This window comes from Streptomyces sp. NBC_00876 (assembly GCF_045207435.1).
Lineage (GTDB): Bacteria > Actinomycetota > Actinomycetes > Streptomycetales > Streptomycetaceae > Streptomyces.
On the sequence record NZ_CP108800.1, the window covers coordinates 1,724,323 to 1,739,912 of the forward strand.

The window sequence follows — 15,590 nt, forward strand, 5'->3', positions numbered from 1 at the left end:
TATCCCGGGGTGACGATATCCACACCATCGCACCGCCCCGCCGCCGGGCGTCCGGGCGTATAGCGGACAACCCGAATCATCCGCTTTCCGGCACCTGACACCCCTTCCCCGTCCCGGGCCCGCGCAGCCCCCTCGGCGGGCGCGAGGGCGGCCCCCGTCCGCCCGGGGCGCGCCCCGCCGCCCGGCCGATGCACCCACGTACGGAATCCACACATTTCATCACTTCTCGGATGGCTGCTCCGGAAGCCGCCTCGCCCGGTTCGATTCCGTTCGCCTTCCCGCGTGACCCCGGCAGCGGATCGCCCGTTGTCATCTTCATGAGCCGGGAACCGCCCGGCGCACGTACCGAGTTCGAGGAGCCACCCGTGCCGCGCATGCTCGACGTCAGCGAGGACGTACGCGCCGAGATCGGCGACGCCGAAGCCGACCGGCTGCTCGTCGGCGACAACGCCCCCGGCAGTTACGACTGCACCTCCTGCCGCACCCCCGGCGACTCCGAACAGGAACGCACCAGCACGGTGCTGTTCGTCGGCGACGAGACCGCCGTGCTCGCCTTCGCGCACGCCACCTGCATCCCCTCGCAGGTCGTCCAGGTCGCCGAGGAACAGCTGCAGGGAGCCGTTCGCAGCATCACCGGGAGTGAGCAGGAGGGCCCGGGCCGGCCGGGGTCCGAGCAGGCCGTGCTCGGGATCACCAGCGGCCTCGTCCTGATCGACGACGAGCTCCACCCCGCTCTGGTCGTCGAGCCGACCGGGGCGATCGCCCGTCCGGGCACGGACGGCAGCGGTGGCGACGAGTTCCTCCAGCTGCTGCTGGAGCAGGGCTTCCACCCGGTCCACCGGATGGACCAGGTCCCCGAGGTGCTGCACGGCTGGTCGATCCTGCTCGCCATGGGCCAGCTGCACGCCGTGCTCCAGCCGGGCACGGGCGGCGGCTCGCCGGTGGCCTGGTGGCAGGCGCACGCGCCCCTCCAGGTCACCGAGGGCTGGCGGACGGCGGCCAACAAGTCGCAGACCGTACTGGTCTACGCCGCCCCGGCCGGTTCGATCGGCCAGCAGCCCCGCGAGGACCTGCTGCGCGATGCGCTGGAGAAGGCCTCGGCCGGTGGGCTTCTGGTCGCCGCGGCCATGCCGCTGGCCGGGACCTGATCATGGCCGCGCGCCCCGTGCACCCTGGGCGAACAGCTAATTCTCCGACGGGCCCGCATCCGACGGCCGACGGTGTCGTTGGCACATACGTGCACTCATACGACCCCTCCCACCAGCGTCCGAGCCCGATCCCTGCCATGCGTCCCGCGCAGGACCCATCGGGCGGCCCGTCCCACACCCCGATCTACGACGCTCTGTACTCCGAGTACCGCCGGTCGTTCAGGGCGTTGCCGGGCGACCGGAGCGGCGAGGAGAGTCTGGGGCTGCAGGGCTTCGGTACCGGGCTCTTCGGCTCCAGGGCCCCGCTGAGCGGCCGCTCGGGCCACGTGGGGCACGGTGGGGCGGTCACGACCGGGGCGGGGACCACAGGCGGCACAGCCGGGCACGGCAGCGGCCCGGGCACGCACACCGGGAGTCTCGGCACCTGGCAGCGGGTGGGACGGCACGCGGGGCGGGTCCAGCCCGCGCTGCCCCCCGGCTCCCGGGGAGCCTGACCGCAGCAGCACCGCCGTACGACGGAGCCCCGTACCACTCGTTCACCGAGTGGTACGGGGCTCCGTCGTACGGCGGTGCTGCCGGCCGGCTACTTGTTGCGGCCGCGCTTCTCGCGGACGCGCACCGAGATGTGGATCGGCGTGCCCTCGAAGCCGAACTCCTCACGCAGCCGGCGCTCGACGAAGCGCCGGTAGCCGTGCTCCAGGAAGCCGGAGGCGAAGAGGACGAAGCGGGGCGGCTTGGTGCCCGCCTGGGTGCCGAAGAGGATGCGGGGCTGCTTGCCGCCACGGATCGGGTGCGGGTGGGCCGCGACGATCTCGCCGAGGAAGGCGTTGAGGCGGCCCGTCGGAACACGGGTCTCCCAGCCCTCCAGCGCCGTCTCGATCGCCGGGACCAGCTTCTCCATGTGACGGCCGGTGAGGGCCGAGACATTGACCCGCGGGGCCCAGGCGATCTGCGCGAGCTCCGTCTCGATCTCGCGCTCCAGGTAGTAGCGGCGCTCCTCGTCGAGGGTGTCCCACTTGTTGAAGGCGAGCACGATCGCGCGCCCGGCCTCGACGGCCATGGTGACGATGCGCTGGTCCTGGACGCTGATCGACTCGCTGGAGTCGATCAGGATCACGGCGACCTCGGCCTTCTCCACCGCGGCCGCGGTACGCAGCGAGGCGTAGTAGTCCGCGCCCTCCTGGAGGTGGACGCGGCGGCGGATACCGGCCGTGTCGATGAACTTCCAGGTGATGCCGCCGAGCTGGATCAGCTCGTCGACGGGGTCACGGGTGGTACCGGCCAGCTCGTTGACGACGACGCGGTCCTCGTTGGCCACCTTGTTCAGCAGCGAGGACTTGCCGACGTTGGGGCGGCCGATCAGCGCGATGCGGCGCGGGCCGCCGAGCGCGGTGCCGAACAACTGGGCCGGGGCCTCGGGAAGAGCCTCCAGCACCGCGTCCAGCATGTCGCCCGTGCCGCGGCCGTGCAGCGAGGAGACCGGGTGCGGCTGGCCGAGGCCGAGCGACCAGAGCGCGGTGGCGTCCGCCTCGCCGCTCTGACCGTCGACCTTGTTGGCGCAGAGCACGACGGGCTTGCCCGCCCGGCGCAGCAGCTTGACGACGGCCTCGTCGGTGTCGGTGGCGCCGACGGTGGAGTCGACCACGAAGACGACGGCGTCGGCCGTCTCGATCGCGTACTCGGCCTGGGCCGCGACGGAGGCGTCCAGCCCGAGCACGTCCTGCTCCCAGCCGCCGGTGTCGACGACCTTGAAGCGGCGGCCCGCCCACTCGGCCTCGTAGCTGACACGGTCACGGGTGACGCCCGGCTTGTCCTGGACGACCGCCTCACGACGGCCGATGATCCGGTTCACCAGCGTCGACTTGCCGACGTTGGGGCGGCCGACGACGGCGAGGATCGGCAGCGGGCCGTGACCGGCCTCGCCGATCGCACCCTCGACGTCCTCGGGGTCGAACCCCTCCTGCGCGGCGAGCTCCATGAACTCCGCGTACTCGGCATCGCCAAGCGCTCCGTGCTCGTGGTCCGAGCCGCCGGAGTGAATCTGGTCGTTCATGAAGTCCGTTCCTCTTTGCATCATCATCGATGGACCACGCAGCACGCGGTCCACTACTCAAGTCTTACTCAGGGCGCCCGGTGAGGCGCCTGGCCTGCTCCAGGTGGCCGGTCAGCCGCCCCTGGATCCGCACCGTCGCCTCGTCGAGCGCCTTACGCGTCCGACGGCCGCTCCCGTCGCCCGCCTCGAAGGCCTCGCCGAAGACGACGTCGACGCGGCTGCGCAGCGGAGGCAGTGCCGATATCAACCGTCCGCGGCGCTCGGTGCTTCCCAGTACGGCCACGGGCACGATCGGCGCCCCGCTGCGTACCGCGAAATACGCGAGCCCGGCGCGCAGCGAGGCGAAGTCTCCTTCGCCCCTGGTGCCCTCGGGGAAGATCCCGAGCACCCCGCCGTCCCCCAGCACGCCGAGGGCGTGGGTGATGGCGGTGCGGTCGGCGGTCGTACGGTCCACCTTCAGCTGACCGATTCCGCGCAGGAACGGGTCCAGCGGGCCGACGAACGCCTCTTTCTTGATCAGGAAGTGGACGGGCCGGGGCGCGGTGCCCATCAGCATCGGCCCGTCGATGTTGTGAGAGTGGTTCACCGCGAGTATGACGGGTCCGGAGGCGGGTACCCGCCACGCGCCGAGTACCCGGGGTCTGAAGAGCCCGTACATCAGCCCGATCCCGATGCCGCGTCCGACCGCTGCTCCGCGCAGCGTGGGCGCCCCCGTGGCCGGTGTCACTTGGCGGCCTGCTTCTCCCCGACGAGGGTGACGACGCACTCGATGACCTGCTGGAGGGTCAGCTCGGTGGTGTCCACCTCGACCGCGTCGTCCGCCTTGGCGAGCGGTGAGGTCTTGCGGCCGGAGTCCGCGGCGTCCCGCTTGATCAGCGCCTCCTTGGTGGCGGCGAGATCGGAGCCCTTGACCTCGCCGCTGCGGCGGGCGGCGCGCGCCTCGGGCGACGCGGTCAGGAAGATCTTTATGTCGGCGTCGGGCAGCACGGTGGTGCCGATGTCGCGGCCCTCGACCACGATGCCCTTCTCCGCGCCCGCGGCGATGGCGCGCTGCAGCTCGGTGATCCGGGTGCGCACCTCGGGGACCGCGCTGACGGCGCTGACCTTGGAGGTGACCTCCTGGGTACGGATCGGGCCGGCGGCGTCCTCGCCGTCGACGGTGATCGTCGGGCCGGTGGGGTCGGTGCCGGAGACGATGACCGGCTTGGCGGCCGCGGTCGCCACCTCCGCCGCGTCGTGCACGTCGATGCCGTTGTTCAGCATCCACCAGGTGATCGCCCGGTACTGGGCGCCGGTGTCCAGGTAGCTCAGGCCGAGCTGGGCGGCGACGGCCTTGGAGGTGCTGGACTTGCCGGTTCCGGAGGGTCCGTCGATGGCGACGATCACTGCGGCCGGGGCGGTCCGGGCGGCGGCGCTTACGGTTTCCACGGTGGTGGACACCTTCCTGGTACACGGGGCGGGCGGGACGGGACGCGTGAACCCGCCCCGCACAAGGTTACCGAGTGCCGGGACGGGTCCGACCACCCCTGTGGACAAGTGCCTCCCGGCCCGGTGTCCCAAGGGCCTGGCGCGGGTCCCTACTGCCGGATCGACCAGCCGCGCTCGCGCAGGGCGGCGCCGAGTGCGGGGGCGGCGCTCGGTTCGACCATGAGCTGGACGTGGCCGGCCTGCTGGCCGGTGGCGTGCTCGATCCGTACGTCCTCGACGTTGACCCCGGCCCGGCCGGCGTCCGCGAAGATCCTGGCCAGTTCGCCGGGGCGGTCGCTGATGAGGACGGCGACGACCTCGTACGAGGCGGGGGCCGCCCCGTGCTTCCCCGGCACCCTGACCCGGCCCGCGTTGCCGCGGCGCAGGACGTCCTGGATGCCTTCGGTGCCCTCGCGCCGCTTGTCCTCGTCGGTGGACTGGAGCCCGCGCAGCGCTCGTACGGTCTCCTCCAGATCGGCGGCGACCCCGGCGAGGACGTCTGCGACGGGTCCGGGGTTGGCGGACAGGATCTCCACCCACATCCGCGGGTCGGAGGCCGCGATCCTGGTGACGTCCCTGATGCCCTGGCCGCACAGGCGTACCGCCGTCTCGTCGGCCTCCTCCAGACGGGCGGCGACCATCGACGAGATGAGCTGCGGGGTGTGGGAGACGAGGGCGACCGCCCGGTCGTGGGCGTCGGCGTCCATGACGACCGGCACGGCGCGGCAGAGCGCGACGAGCTCGAGCGCGAGGTTGAGCACCTCGGTGTCGGTGTCGCGGGTCGGGGTGAGGACCCAGGGGCGGCCCTCGAAGAGGTCCTCGGTGGCGGCGAGCGGGCCCGAGCGCTCCTTGCCGGCCATGGGGTGCGTGCCGATGTACGGCGTGAGGTCGGCGCCGAGCGACTCCAGCTCGCGGCGCGGGCCGCCCTTGACGCTCGCGACGTCGAGGTAGCCGCGGGCGACGCCGGCGCGCATGGCGGTGGCGAGCACGGACGCGGTGTGGGCCGGCGGTACGGCGACGATCGCCAGGTCGACGCGGCCCTCGGGCGCCTCGTCCGTACCGGCGCCGAGCGCGGCGGCCGTACGGGCCGAATCCGGGTCGTCGTCGACGAGGTGGACCTTGATGCCGCGACCGGCGAGGGCGAGGGCGGCGGAGGTGCCGACGAGGCCGGTTCCGATGACCATGGCGGTTCTCACTGGGCGATGTCCTTGCGGAGAGCGGCGGTGGCGCCGAGGTAGACGTGGGCGATCTCGGACTTGGCGAGATACGTCTCGACATGGGCCATGATCCGGACCACGCGGGGCATGGCCCCTTCGATGTCCAGTTCCTGGGCGCAGATCAGCGGGACGTCGACGATCCCGATGCCGCGCGCGGCGGCGGCCGGGAAATCGCTGTGCAGATCGGGGGTGGCCGTGAACCAGATGCTGATCAAATCGTCCGCGACGAGGCTGTTTCGTTCCAGGACGGCGGTGAGCAGGGCGCTGACCTGCTCGTCCATGTGTCCGGCCTCGTCCCGCTCCAGCTGGACAGCTCCGCGGACCGCTCGTACCGCCACGTCGTGCTCCTTGCTTGTCCGTACCGTTTCGTGCGCTTGTGTTTCAGCTGTTTCAGCGTAGAGGGGTGGCCCGGTCCCCTGCCTGGGCGCCCTGTCCGTGAGACGCGGCGGTGGAGTGCACCGCGATCAGCATCCGCCAGACGCTGCCGGCGAGCTGCGCGGGGGTGGCGTCGATCCGCTCGTGCACCCAGTCGGCGAGAACGCCGGTGAACAGCCCTGCGACGGCGCCTGCGATCACGTCCTGGCCGGTGCCCGACGGGCGCCGGAGCCGGAGCTCGGCGACGCTGCGCGCCCGGAGCTCCTCATGCAGCAGCTCGCCGAGCGGCCCCCCGCCGCCGGTGTTCAGCAGGCTCCGGTAGACCTCGGCCCGGTCCCGGACGGCGCCCAGCAGACCGGCGAGCTCGCCGGGGGGCGCGTCCGGCCCCGGGGGCGCCTCGTCCCAGGCGTGCAGGGCGTCGACGGCCTGCCGGACGATCTCGGCGCAGGCGTCCACGGCGAGGGCGCGCAGATCTTCGTAGTGCACATAGAACGTGGCCCGGCCGACCCCGGCGCGGCGGACGATCTCGGACACGCTGACCCGGTCGAGCGGCTGTTCCCCGCAGGCCGCCAGGAGCGCCGCGCGGAGCTTGCCGCGGGTTCTGGCCGTACGCGGGTCGCCGCTGTCCGCGGCTGCCTGGGGCGCCACCGTCTCAGCCCGCCGCCAGGACGAGCCCGAGGGCCGCGGCGGAGGGGACGGCCTGCACGAAGAGGATCTTGCGGTTGACGGTGGCGGCGCCGTACACGCCCGCCACGACGAGGCAGCAGAGGAAGAAGATCTGCGCCTGGTGGGCCACGGGGTCACCGGCGATCAGGCTCCAGACGAGCCCCGCCGCCATGAACCCGTTGTAGAGCCCCTGGTTCGCGGCGAGCGGGGCGCTCTCGCGGGAGAACTCCGGCGTGGTGGCGAACACCTTGCGGCCGCGCGGGGTGTCCCAGAGGAACATTTCGAGGACCAGGAAATAGGCGTGGATCAGTGCGACGAGCGCGACGAGCACCTGGGCTGCGGTCTGCATGGTGAACGACCTCATGGCTTTCCGTATCGACTTCCTGGACAACTGTACAAGAAGTCGCCGACCGTGTCGGCCGGAACCGGAGCCCCTGCCACTCGGGCCGGCGCCCCGGCCCTCGCGTACCCTCCCCGCATGATCACCCCCGCCGACAAGGCTCTGGTACGCGATCACACGGTCTACTCGTGCGTGATGGGCTCGCGCGCGTTCGGGCTCGCGACCGACGGCAGCGACACCGACCGGCGCGGGGTCTTCCTCGCCCCGACCCCCCTGTTCTGGCGGTTCGACAAGCCTCCGACGCATGTCGAGGGGCCGGCCGACGAACAGTTCTCCTGGGAACTGGAGCGGTTCTGCGAGCTGGCGCTGCGGGCCAACCCCAATGTGCTGGAGTGCCTGCACTCGCCCCTGGTGGAGCGGATCGACGCGACCGGCCGCGAACTCCTCTCGCTGCGCGGGGCGTTCCTGTCGCGGCAGGCCCACGAGACCTTCGCCCGGTACGCGCTGGGGCAGCGCCGGAAGCTGGAGGCCGACGTGCGGCAGCACGGGGCACCGCGCTGGAAGCACGCGATGCATCTGCTGCGGCTGCTGGCGAGCAGCCGGGATCTGCTGCGTACGGGAGAGCTCACCATCGACGTGGGAGCGGACCGCGAGGCGCTGCTGGCGGTCAAGCGGGGCGAGGTGGGCTGGCCCGAGGTGGAGCAGTGGATGTCCCGGCTGGCCGCGGAGAACGACGCGGCGGCCACCGGCTCCCCGCTCCCGGCGGAGCCGGACCGGGCGCGGATCGAGGACTTCCTGATCCGCACCCGCCGGGCTTCGGCGACAGGCGGCGGTTCAGCCGGCTGAGCCCGGGACAGCCGTCAGGGTCAAACGAGAGGCCCCAGGCGGGCCCGGACCACGAGATCGTGGAGCGCGTCGAACCCGCCCGCACGGTCCGGGAGTCCCGATTGCGCCTGGGCCTCGTCGAGCACCCGGTGCAGCGACTCGACGTCCGCCGCCGCCACCGCCCCGTCCACGCCGTCCGCACCGCGGTGCTCGGCCTCGGCCTTGGCCGTGATCAGACCGGGCAGGTAGGACGGCGCCGGCACCCGGGTGAGCAGCGACGGCAGATGGGCCAGCACCTCGCCGCTGCGCATCAGATGGATGCCGGTGAGCAGCGCCCGGAAGGTGTAGAGCAGCGGCTTCAGCTCGCCGGTCCGCCCGAAGAGCCGCCACTGGGTGCCGGCGAAGCCCCGGTAGTGGTGGGCGTGGTTGCGGGTGAGGACGTCCGGCGCGAGAGCCACGAGTTCCGCGTGCAGGGCGCTCGTGTGGACGACCAGCGGCGACAACAGCTGTTCCAGCACATAGCCGTTCGGCTTCAGCATCAGCCGGACGAACTTGCGGAGGTCATGGGTGACCAGGTCCATCTCCACCCCGTCGCTGTCCCACATCCGCGAGCAGGTCTCCTCCGGCTCGCGGAGCCCTACGAGGTCCTCGGCGGGCAGGAGATGGACACCCCGCAGGTCCACGTCGGAGTCCCGGGACGGGAACCCGTACAGATGCGCCCCGGAGACCGTGGCGAACAGCAGCGGGTGGCGTTCCGCCGCGAGGGCCGGGCCGAGGTCGGTGACCGGCAGACCGGCGTCCTGGAGGTGCGTGGTGTCCGTGGGCATGGGTCAAGCGTCCCAGAGCGCGCCCAGCGACAGCAGGTCGCTCCGGTACTCGATCCGTTCCGACCACTCCTTGGGCCAGGCCGCGGCCCCCAGATGCGCCCCGGCCAGTGCGCCGGTCAGGCAGGCTATCGAGTCCGAGTCGCCCCGGGTGCAGGCTGCGCGGCGCAGGGCCGTGACGGGTTCGTCGGGGAAGAGCAGGAAGCAGTGCAGGGCCGTGGCGAGGGCGTCCTCGGCGATCCAGCCGTCGCCGGTCCGCTCGCACGGGTCGGTCTCCGGCGACGGGTCACGCAGGGCGTCCCGTACGGCCGTCAGCGCGGCCAGGCACTCGTCCCAGCCCCGGCTGATGAATGCCTCGGGCGAGGCGTCGTGCGTGTAACGCCACAGGTCGCCGAGCCACCGGGTGAGATAGCGAGCGCGGTTCTCGTACGCATAGGAGCGCAACTGGCCTATCAGACCCAGCGGTTCGGCGCCGTGGGCGAGCAGGAACACCGCGTGGGCCATCAGGTCGGAGGCAGCCAGGGCCGTCGGATGGCCGTGGGTGAGGGCGGCCTGGAGCTGGGCGGCGCCGGCGCGCTGCTCCTCGCTCAGGCCGGGGACCAGCCCGACGGGTGCGACGCGCATATTGGCGCCGCAGCCCTTGGAGCCGGTCCGGCTCGCCTCCTGCCAGAGACGGTCGCCGTCGAGCAGTTCACAGGCTTCCAGGCAGGTCCGGCCGGGGGCGCGGTTGTTGTCGGGCGAGTGGTACCAGGCGACGAACTCGGCGCGCACCGGGTCCACCAGCCGCTCGGGGGTCAGCAATCCGCGGTCCATGGCGGTGCGGATGCCCCGGCCCAGGGCCAGTGTCATCTGGGTGTCGTCGGTGACGAAGGCCGGCTTCGGCAGCTCCATCCGCCGCCAGGGCCCGCACTTGGCGAGGATCGACGGCACGTCGTTGAACTCCGTCGGGAAACCCAGCGCGTCGCCGAGCGCGAGCCCGGTCAGCGCCCCGGTGGCCGCCCTCTGGGTGCGGGTCGTGGTCATGTGTTCCGTCCTTCGGGTCTCAGCAGCGCAGGGTGCAGGGCGGTGGCGTCGCCCGCCGTGTAGAGGGCGGCCGGTTTCCCGCGTCCGCCGGTTCGGCGCGGCGCCCCCTCCGCGGCCCGGACGAAGCCGGGTGTGGCGAGGACCTTGCGCCGGAAGTTGGGCCGGTCCAGCTCGACGCCCCAGACCGTCTCGTAGACCTGCTGGAGTTCGCCCAGGGTGAATGCGGGCGGGCAGAACGAGGTGGCCAGGCAGGTGTACTCGAGCTTGGCGCCGATCCGGTCCCGGGCGTCGCCCACGATGCGGTCGTGGTCGAAGGCGAGCGCGCCGAGCCCGCCGGTGTCCCACCACCGGGCACCGGCCGCGTCGCCGCCGCCGCGCGGTTCGGGCAGATCGGGGACGAGCGCGGCGTAGGCGACGGAGACGACGCGCATCCGGGGGTCGCGGTCCGGGTCGCTGTAGGTGCGCAGCTGCTCCAGGTGGAGGCCCGGGACGGTCTCCTCGGTCAGCCCGGTCTCCTCGGCCAGCTCGCGGCGGGCGGCGGCGCCGGCGGACTCGCGGGGCAGCACGAAGCCGCCGGGCAGGGCCCAGTGACCCCGGTACGGGTCCTCGCCCCGTTCGACGAGCAGGACGTGCAGCCGGGTGTCGCGGACCGTGAAGACGGCCAGGTCGACGGTGACCGCGAAGGGTTCGAAGGCGGACGGGTCGTAGCCCTCGGGGGCCGCGGCGCTCATCGCCGTTCCGGAAGGGGTGCGGCGAAGTCCCAGCCCTCGGCGAGCAGGGCGTCGACCGCCTCGACGGCCTTGGCCAGCCGGTCCTCGTGGCTGCCGGTCAGCTCGATGAACGTCCGTCCGGTGCGGGAGAGTTCGGCCCGGAAACGGTCGGTCATCCAGGGACGCAGCTCCTCGCCGTCGCGCAGCCCGTCGTCCTCGAAGTCGACGCCCTCGTGATCGGTGAGCAGCCACAGGTGGTGGGTGACCCGGTCGGCCGTCCGCTCGACGAGCGGGTTGCGGCCGCCGACGTACCGTTCGTGCCACACGGTCGTGGCGAAGGAGTCGGTGTCGCAGATGAGCACCGGGGACCCGGCACGGGCCGCCTCCTCCTCCCGGGCGTTCTGGACCTCGGCGATGACGGGGAAGTCGTCGGTGGTGAAGGCGACGTCCTCCCACTGGGCCCGGGGCCACCGGGCGCGCAGCCCGGCCAGCTTCTGTTCGCTGAACTCGCGCCCGTACTCGGCGACGTAGCCGGTGTGCGCCCAGACTCCGCCGCGGCGCCGGTAGTGGCCGGCGAGGGCGCGGGCCATGGTGGTGGTGCCGGTGGACTCGGCGCCCAGGACGACGACGCGGCGGGCGAGCGCCGCACGCACGGGCGGTTCGAGGAACTCCCAGCAGCCGGCCGGATCCGCGCGGACAGCCGTACCGGAGACCGGGAAGGCCGTGCGGCCGGGGTCGACGCAGACGGACTCGGCGCCGAAGCGGCGGGCGAGTTCGTCCCCGTACGACTCCGAGGTGAAGACGGCGTCCACGGGCTCGGGCACCGCCCCGGTGAAGACGGCCATGTGGGCGTCCCAGACCGCCGGGTCGTGGAGATCCATCCGGGTGTCGTCCATGGCGCCCACCACCGTCACGTCGGGGTGCGCCTCCCGCATCCAGGCGACCCTCTCAGCCAGTGGGACGGACTCCACCGAGGCGGCGCAGACCAGCACGGTCAGCCGCTCGCAGCGGTCGCGGGCGGTGCGGACGAGGTGGTGGTGACCGGCGTGCGGCGGATAGAACTTGCCGAGGACCAGCCCGTGTGCGAAGCGCTTCACGCCACGGCCTCCACGGCTTCGGGGTGCGGGGCGGCGAGACCGCGTCTCCAGTTGCGCAGGCCGATCAGGCACAGCGTCAGGAAACCGGCGTACAGCAGCGAGGTCAGGTAGAGCTCCTTGTACGCGTACAGCGGGATGTACACCACGTCGGCGGCGATCCACAGCCACCACGACTCGACGAGCTTTCTGCACTGCCCGTACGTCGCCGCCAGTGACAGCGCGGTCGTCAGGGCGTCGAGGAAGGGCACCGTCGAATCGGTCGCCCGGTCGAGCAGCACGGTCAGCGCGAGGGTCCCCACCACCCCTGCCACGAGCAGCCCGGTCCACTCGGTGCGGCTGGTGTGCCGCACCGGCAGGCCGTCCGTCCCTGGCCCACCCCCGTGGGTCCAGGTCCACCAGCCGTACGCGGCAAGGGCGATGAAGACGATCTGGAGACCGGCGTCGGCGTACAGCCCGGACTGGGTGAACAGCAGGATGAAGAAGAGGTTGTTGGCGATGCCGATCGGCCAGTTGCCGAGGTGCTGGCGGGCCACGAGCCAGACGCACAGCGCCCCGCTGCCGAAGCCCAGCACCTCGGTCCAGCTGACCGGGGTGTCGAGCACCGTCACCAGGGGTTGCTGCAGGGGATCGAGGATGTCCGCGAGACTCACGCCCGCCTCCTTAATAGTCACTCTGACTATAAAGGGTGCGTGAGGGCAGCGAAAGGCCCGCGGCCGGTTCCCTTCCGGGAATCCGGAGATCCGGATTCGGGAGCGGGGAACCGGCCGCGGGCCGTGAGCGGTGGGTGCGTGCGGTCTACAGACCGACCTCGCGCATCAGCATGCCCACTTCGGTGTTGGTGAGCCGGCGCAGCCAGCCCGACTTCTGGTCGCCCAGCGGGATCGGCCCGAAGCCGGTCCGTACGAGCCGGTCGACGGGGAAGCCGGCCTCGGCCAGCATCCGGCGCACGATGTGCTTGCGGCCCTCGTGGAGGGTCACCTCGACGAGGTAGTTCTTGCCGGTGTTCTCGACGACACGGAAGTGGTCGGCGCGGGCGTACCCGTCCTCCAGCTGGATGCCGTCCTTGAGCCGCTTGCCCAGGTCGCGCGGGAGCGGGCCCTGGATGGCGGCCAGGTAGGTCTTCTTCACGCCGTACTTGGGGTGGGTGAGACGGTGGGCCAGCTCACCGTGGTTGGTGAGCATGATGATGCCCTCGGTCTCGGTGTCGAGCCGGCCGACGTGGAAGAGACGCGTCTCACGGTTGGTGACGTAGTCACCGAGGCACTGGCGGCCGTCCGGGTCCTCCATGGAGGAGACGACACCGGCCGGCTTGTTCAGCGCGAAGAAGAGGTAGGACTGGGTGGCGACGGTCAGCCCGTCGACCTTGATCTCGTCCTTGTGGACATCGATGCGCATGCCCTGCTCGACGACGATCTGGCCGTTCACCTCGACGCGCGACTGCTCGATCAGCTCCTCGCACGCACGGCGCGAGCCCATGCCGGCACGGGCGAGGATCTTCTGCAGCCGCTCGCCCTCCTGCTCCGCACCGGGGTGCGTCCTGGGCGTCTTGATCTCGGGCTTGTCCGCGTACCTGTCGCGGTTGCGCTGCTCGATCTTGGCGTCGAGCTCCCTCGGACGCGCGGGGGCGCCGTACGGGGCACGCCGGCCGCCGCCCTTGGAACCGGACGACGCCGCCTTCGGGCCGCCCTTGGCACCGCCGCGGGCCGCCGCGCCGCGGCCCTTGCGGGTGCCGCCGTCGCCGCCGGGCTTGTCGTTGCCCACGTCGTAGCGGCGCTCCTCGGGCCGGGGCCGGCGGGCACGCTGCTCCTGCTTGTCGTCCCGCTCGGAGCTGGAGACCCGCGGGTTCGGGTTGCTGTTCCTGCCGGTGCCGGTGTTGTTCCTGGCGCCGCTCCGGCCGCTGCCGCCGGCGCCACGGCCGCCGGCGCTTGCGCCCCTGCCGCCACTGCTCCGGCCGCCGCCCGCGCCGCCGCTCCGGCCGCCGCTGCTGCCGCCGCTGCCGCTTCCGCTGTTCCTGCCACTGCTTCGCATCAAAAATCCGTCTTGTCGTCTGCGTGAGTATCCGGGGTGTCCGGTGCGTCCGGATCGAACGACGGCACACCCTCTAGCGTCTCAGCCTCGATCGCGTCCGCCTCGGGGAGGAAGGGCGCGAGCTCCGGGAGCTCATCCAGGCCACGCAGGCCCATCCGCTCCAGAAAGTAGTTCGTCGTCCTGTACAGGATCGCACCTGTTTCGGGTTCCGCGCCCGCTTCCCCGACCAGCCCCCTCTGGAGCAGGGTCCTCATGACCCCGTCACAGTTCACGCCGCGCACCGCGGAGACCCTCGACCGGCTCACCGGCTGGCGGTACGCGACGACCGCGAGGGTCTCCAGTGCCGCCTGGGTCAGACGGGCGTGCTGGCCGTCCAGGACGAAGCCCTCGACCGCCGCCGCGTACTCCGGACGGGTGTAGAAGCGCCAGCCGCCGGCCACCAGCCGGAGATCGAAACCGCGACGCTGCACGGTGTACTCGTCGGCCAGCTCCCGGAGCGCGTCCGCGACGGCCCGCCGGGGCCGCTGCACCACCTTGGCCAGGTGTTCCTCGGTGGCGGGCTCGTCGACAACCATGAGGACGGCCTCGAGAGCGGGCTTGAGATCGAGGTCCGCGACCGCGGAACCGGTGACGTCCTGCTCGCTCATGTCTTCACATCCTGCTGCACGTCCTGCGCCTCCTGGTCGAACTCGTCCGTCACGGTGGGCACGGCGCCCTCTTCCCCGGCCCAGCGCACCATGAGCTCGCCGAGCGCCTCGTCCTGGTCCAGGGCGACGGCCTTCTCGCGGTAGAGCTCCAGCAGGGCGAGGAACCGGGCGACGACGGTCAGGGTGTCCGGGGCGTCCTCGGTCAGTTCCCGGAAGCTGAGCTCCCCCACCGCGCGCACCCGCGCCACCACGATCCCGGCCTGCTCGCGCACGCTGACCAGCGGGGCATGGATGTGATCGATGTAGACCTGCGGCCTGGGCCTCGGCTGCATCGCCTTCACGGCCAGCTTGGCGAAGCCCTCGGCCCCGATGCTGATGACCACGTCCGGCAGCAGCTCGGCGTGGTGCGGCTCCAGCCCGACGGTACGGGGGAAGCGCCGGCCCTCCGACTCGAGACGGGCGCTGAAGATCTCGGCGATGCGTTTGTACGCGCGGTACTGGAGCAGCCGCGCGAAGAGCAGGTCCCTGGCCTCCAGCAGCGCCAGGTCCCCCTCGTCCTCCACCTCGGCGGCGGGCAGCAGCCTGGCGGCCTTGAGGTCGAGGAGGGTCGCCGCGACGACGAGGAACTCGGTGGTCTGGTCCAGGTCCCAGTCCGGCCCCATGGCCCGGATATGGGACATGAACTCATCGGTGACCTTGGACAGGGCGACCTCGGTCACATCCAGCTTGTGCTTGGAGATGAGCTGGAGCAGCAGATCGAACGGCCCCTCGAAGTTCGCCAGCCGAACGGTGAAACGCCCGTCGTCGGACCCGGCGGCCGGAACATCCGCCACGGGGGCCGGGGCATCCGGGGGGCGAAGGTCGTCCGGCAGATCCGGGACGTCGGGCAGATCCGGGTGGTCCGGGAGATCCGGGTGGTCCGGGAGATCCGGCCCGTCCGGCAGATCCGGGGCACGCGGCGGCTCGGCCCCGGTACCGGCGGCAAGGTCAGGGACCGGCGCATCGCCCTCCGCCTCCGCGCCGCGGCCGTCCCCGGGCGCAGGCCCGCCCCCCGGCCCGCGGCCCAGCGGGCGGCGGGAGGTGCGGGCGGGCTCGTCGGGTGTCGGCATGGAGATCCAGGGTGCGGCGGGACACGGGCGGCGGCCCGTACGGGAAGGGGCCGGACCGCTC

18 protein-coding genes are annotated in these 15,590 nt (G+C 72.2%); 3 read left to right on the forward strand and 15 right to left on the reverse strand.

Features of this window, described 5'->3' with window-relative positions; all coding sequences use genetic code 11:
• The first annotated feature begins 365 nt into the window (after window positions 1-365).
• Both OG782_RS07515 and OG782_RS07520 read left to right on the forward strand, forming a co-directional pair.
• The gene (locus OG782_RS07515; protein WP_406458901.1) at window positions 366-1,148 is read left to right on the forward strand and encodes a hypothetical protein; all 783 of its coding nucleotides are present in this window, start codon (window positions 366-368) and stop codon (window positions 1,146-1,148) included.
• A gap of 137 nt (window positions 1,149-1,285) precedes the next feature.
• Window positions 1,286-1,642: a hypothetical protein gene (locus tag OG782_RS07520; RefSeq protein WP_406448617.1), complete on the forward strand. Its 357-nt coding sequence runs from the start codon at window positions 1,286-1,288 to the stop codon at window positions 1,640-1,642.
• A gap of 89 nt (window positions 1,643-1,731) precedes the next feature.
• Here OG782_RS07520 and der read toward each other — a convergent pair whose 3' ends face one another.
• From der to OG782_RS07555, 7 genes are all read right to left on the reverse strand, one after another.
• Window positions 1,732-3,201: a ribosome biogenesis GTPase Der gene (gene der / locus OG782_RS07525; protein ID WP_406448618.1), complete on the reverse strand. Its 1,470-nt coding sequence runs from the start codon at window positions 3,199-3,201 to the stop codon at window positions 1,732-1,734.
• A gap of 64 nt (window positions 3,202-3,265) precedes the next feature.
• Complete coding sequence (locus tag OG782_RS07530; RefSeq protein ID WP_406448619.1) at window positions 3,266-3,928, reverse strand: lysophospholipid acyltransferase family protein; 663 nt, start codon at window positions 3,926-3,928, stop codon at window positions 3,266-3,268.
• The gene (gene cmk / locus OG782_RS07535) at window positions 3,925-4,641 is read right to left on the reverse strand and encodes a (d)CMP kinase (protein ID WP_406448620.1); all 717 of its coding nucleotides are present in this window, start codon (window positions 4,639-4,641) and stop codon (window positions 3,925-3,927) included. The genes OG782_RS07530 and cmk overlap by 4 nt, the downstream gene beginning before the upstream one ends.
• A gap of 137 nt (window positions 4,642-4,778) precedes the next feature.
• Window positions 4,779-5,864 (reverse strand): prephenate dehydrogenase, encoded by a 1,086-nt coding sequence (locus OG782_RS07540; protein WP_406448621.1) that lies wholly within the window; start codon window positions 5,862-5,864, stop codon window positions 4,779-4,781.
• A complete protein-coding gene (gene aroH / locus OG782_RS07545) occupies window positions 5,861-6,223 on the reverse strand; it encodes a chorismate mutase (protein WP_406448622.1) in 363 nt (120 codons plus the stop codon). The genes OG782_RS07540 and aroH overlap by 4 nt, the downstream gene beginning before the upstream one ends.
• A gap of 52 nt (window positions 6,224-6,275) precedes the next feature.
• Window positions 6,276-6,908 (reverse strand): TetR/AcrR family transcriptional regulator, encoded by a 633-nt coding sequence (locus OG782_RS07550; RefSeq protein ID WP_406448623.1) that lies wholly within the window; start codon window positions 6,906-6,908, stop codon window positions 6,276-6,278.
• 4 nt (window positions 6,909-6,912) lie between these two features.
• Window positions 6,913-7,275 carry a DUF1304 domain-containing protein gene (locus tag OG782_RS07555; RefSeq protein WP_406448624.1) on the reverse strand — a complete coding sequence of 121 codons (363 nt, stop codon included), beginning with the start codon at window positions 7,273-7,275 and terminating at the stop codon, window positions 6,913-6,915.
• Between the two features lie 129 nt (window positions 7,276-7,404).
• On the opposite strand from OG782_RS07555, the gene OG782_RS07560 reads away from it, so the two are divergent.
• Window positions 7,405-8,112 carry a DNA polymerase beta superfamily protein gene (locus OG782_RS07560; RefSeq protein WP_406448625.1) on the forward strand — a complete coding sequence of 236 codons (708 nt, stop codon included), beginning with the start codon at window positions 7,405-7,407 and terminating at the stop codon, window positions 8,110-8,112.
• A gap of 20 nt (window positions 8,113-8,132) precedes the next feature.
• Here the strand turns inward: OG782_RS07560 and OG782_RS07565 are convergent, their stop codons facing one another.
• The 8 genes from OG782_RS07565 to OG782_RS07600 all read right to left on the reverse strand — a co-directional run bounded on the left by OG782_RS07565 (window position 8,133) and on the right by OG782_RS07600 (window position 15,529).
• Entirely contained in the window at window positions 8,133-8,918 is a 786-nt protein-coding gene (locus OG782_RS07565; RefSeq protein WP_406448626.1) for a DNA polymerase beta superfamily protein, read from the reverse strand.
• 3 nt (window positions 8,919-8,921) lie between these two features.
• A complete protein-coding gene (locus OG782_RS07570) occupies window positions 8,922-9,938 on the reverse strand; it encodes an ADP-ribosylglycohydrolase family protein (RefSeq protein WP_406448627.1) in 1,017 nt (338 codons plus the stop codon).
• Window positions 9,935-10,669: an NUDIX hydrolase gene (locus OG782_RS07575; RefSeq protein WP_406448628.1), complete on the reverse strand. Its 735-nt coding sequence runs from the start codon at window positions 10,667-10,669 to the stop codon at window positions 9,935-9,937. The genes OG782_RS07570 and OG782_RS07575 overlap by 4 nt, the downstream gene beginning before the upstream one ends.
• Window positions 10,666-11,745, reverse strand: coding sequence for an AAA family ATPase (locus tag OG782_RS07580; protein ID WP_406448629.1), 1,080 nt, complete (start codon window positions 11,743-11,745; stop codon window positions 10,666-10,668). Before OG782_RS07580 ends, OG782_RS07575 begins: the two co-directional genes overlap by 4 nt.
• Complete coding sequence (pnuC, locus tag OG782_RS07585) at window positions 11,742-12,395, reverse strand: nicotinamide riboside transporter PnuC (RefSeq protein ID WP_406448630.1); 654 nt, start codon at window positions 12,393-12,395, stop codon at window positions 11,742-11,744. The genes OG782_RS07580 and pnuC overlap by 4 nt, the downstream gene beginning before the upstream one ends.
• 145 nt (window positions 12,396-12,540) lie before the next feature.
• On the reverse strand, window positions 12,541-13,773 hold the full coding sequence (locus tag OG782_RS07590; RefSeq protein WP_406448631.1) for a pseudouridine synthase: 1,233 nt from the start codon (window positions 13,771-13,773) through the stop codon (window positions 12,541-12,543).
• A complete protein-coding gene (gene scpB, locus OG782_RS07595) occupies window positions 13,773-14,420 on the reverse strand; it encodes an SMC-Scp complex subunit ScpB (RefSeq protein WP_406448632.1) in 648 nt (215 codons plus the stop codon). The genes OG782_RS07590 and scpB overlap by 1 nt, the downstream gene beginning before the upstream one ends.
• Window positions 14,417-15,529 (reverse strand): segregation/condensation protein A, encoded by a 1,113-nt coding sequence (locus OG782_RS07600; RefSeq protein WP_406448633.1) that lies wholly within the window; start codon window positions 15,527-15,529, stop codon window positions 14,417-14,419. Before OG782_RS07600 ends, scpB begins: the two co-directional genes overlap by 4 nt.
• Window positions 15,530-15,590: the final 61 nt, after the last annotated feature.

What these genes read in the sequence shown, in the direction of transcription:
- OG782_RS07520 (WP_406448617.1), top strand. Translation starts at nt 1,286, where the DNA reads ATGCGTCCCGCGCAGGACCCATCGGGCGGCCCGTCCCACACCCCGATC.
- der (WP_406448618.1), bottom strand. Translation starts at nt 3,201, where the DNA reads ATGAACGACCAGATTCACTCCGGCGGCTCGGACCACGAGCACGGAGCG.
- OG782_RS07555 (WP_406448624.1), bottom strand. Translation starts at nt 7,275, where the DNA reads ATGCAGACCGCAGCCCAGGTGCTCGTCGCGCTCGTCGCACTGATCCAC.
- OG782_RS07560 (WP_406448625.1), top strand. Translation starts at nt 7,405, where the DNA reads ATGATCACCCCCGCCGACAAGGCTCTGGTACGCGATCACACGGTCTAC.
- OG782_RS07565 (WP_406448626.1), bottom strand. Translation starts at nt 8,918, where the DNA reads ATGCCCACGGACACCACGCACCTCCAGGACGCCGGTCTGCCGGTCACC.
- OG782_RS07570 (WP_406448627.1), bottom strand. Translation starts at nt 9,938, where the DNA reads ATGACCACGACCCGCACCCAGAGGGCGGCCACCGGGGCGCTGACCGGG.
- OG782_RS07575 (WP_406448628.1), bottom strand. Translation starts at nt 10,669, where the DNA reads ATGAGCGCCGCGGCCCCCGAGGGCTACGACCCGTCCGCCTTCGAACCC.
- OG782_RS07590 (WP_406448631.1), bottom strand. Translation starts at nt 13,773, where the DNA reads ATGCGAAGCAGTGGCAGGAACAGCGGAAGCGGCAGCGGCGGCAGCAGC.
- scpB (WP_406448632.1), bottom strand. Translation starts at nt 14,420, where the DNA reads ATGAGCGAGCAGGACGTCACCGGTTCCGCGGTCGCGGACCTCGATCTC.
- OG782_RS07600 (WP_406448633.1), bottom strand. Translation starts at nt 15,529, where the DNA reads ATGCCGACACCCGACGAGCCCGCCCGCACCTCCCGCCGCCCGCTGGGC.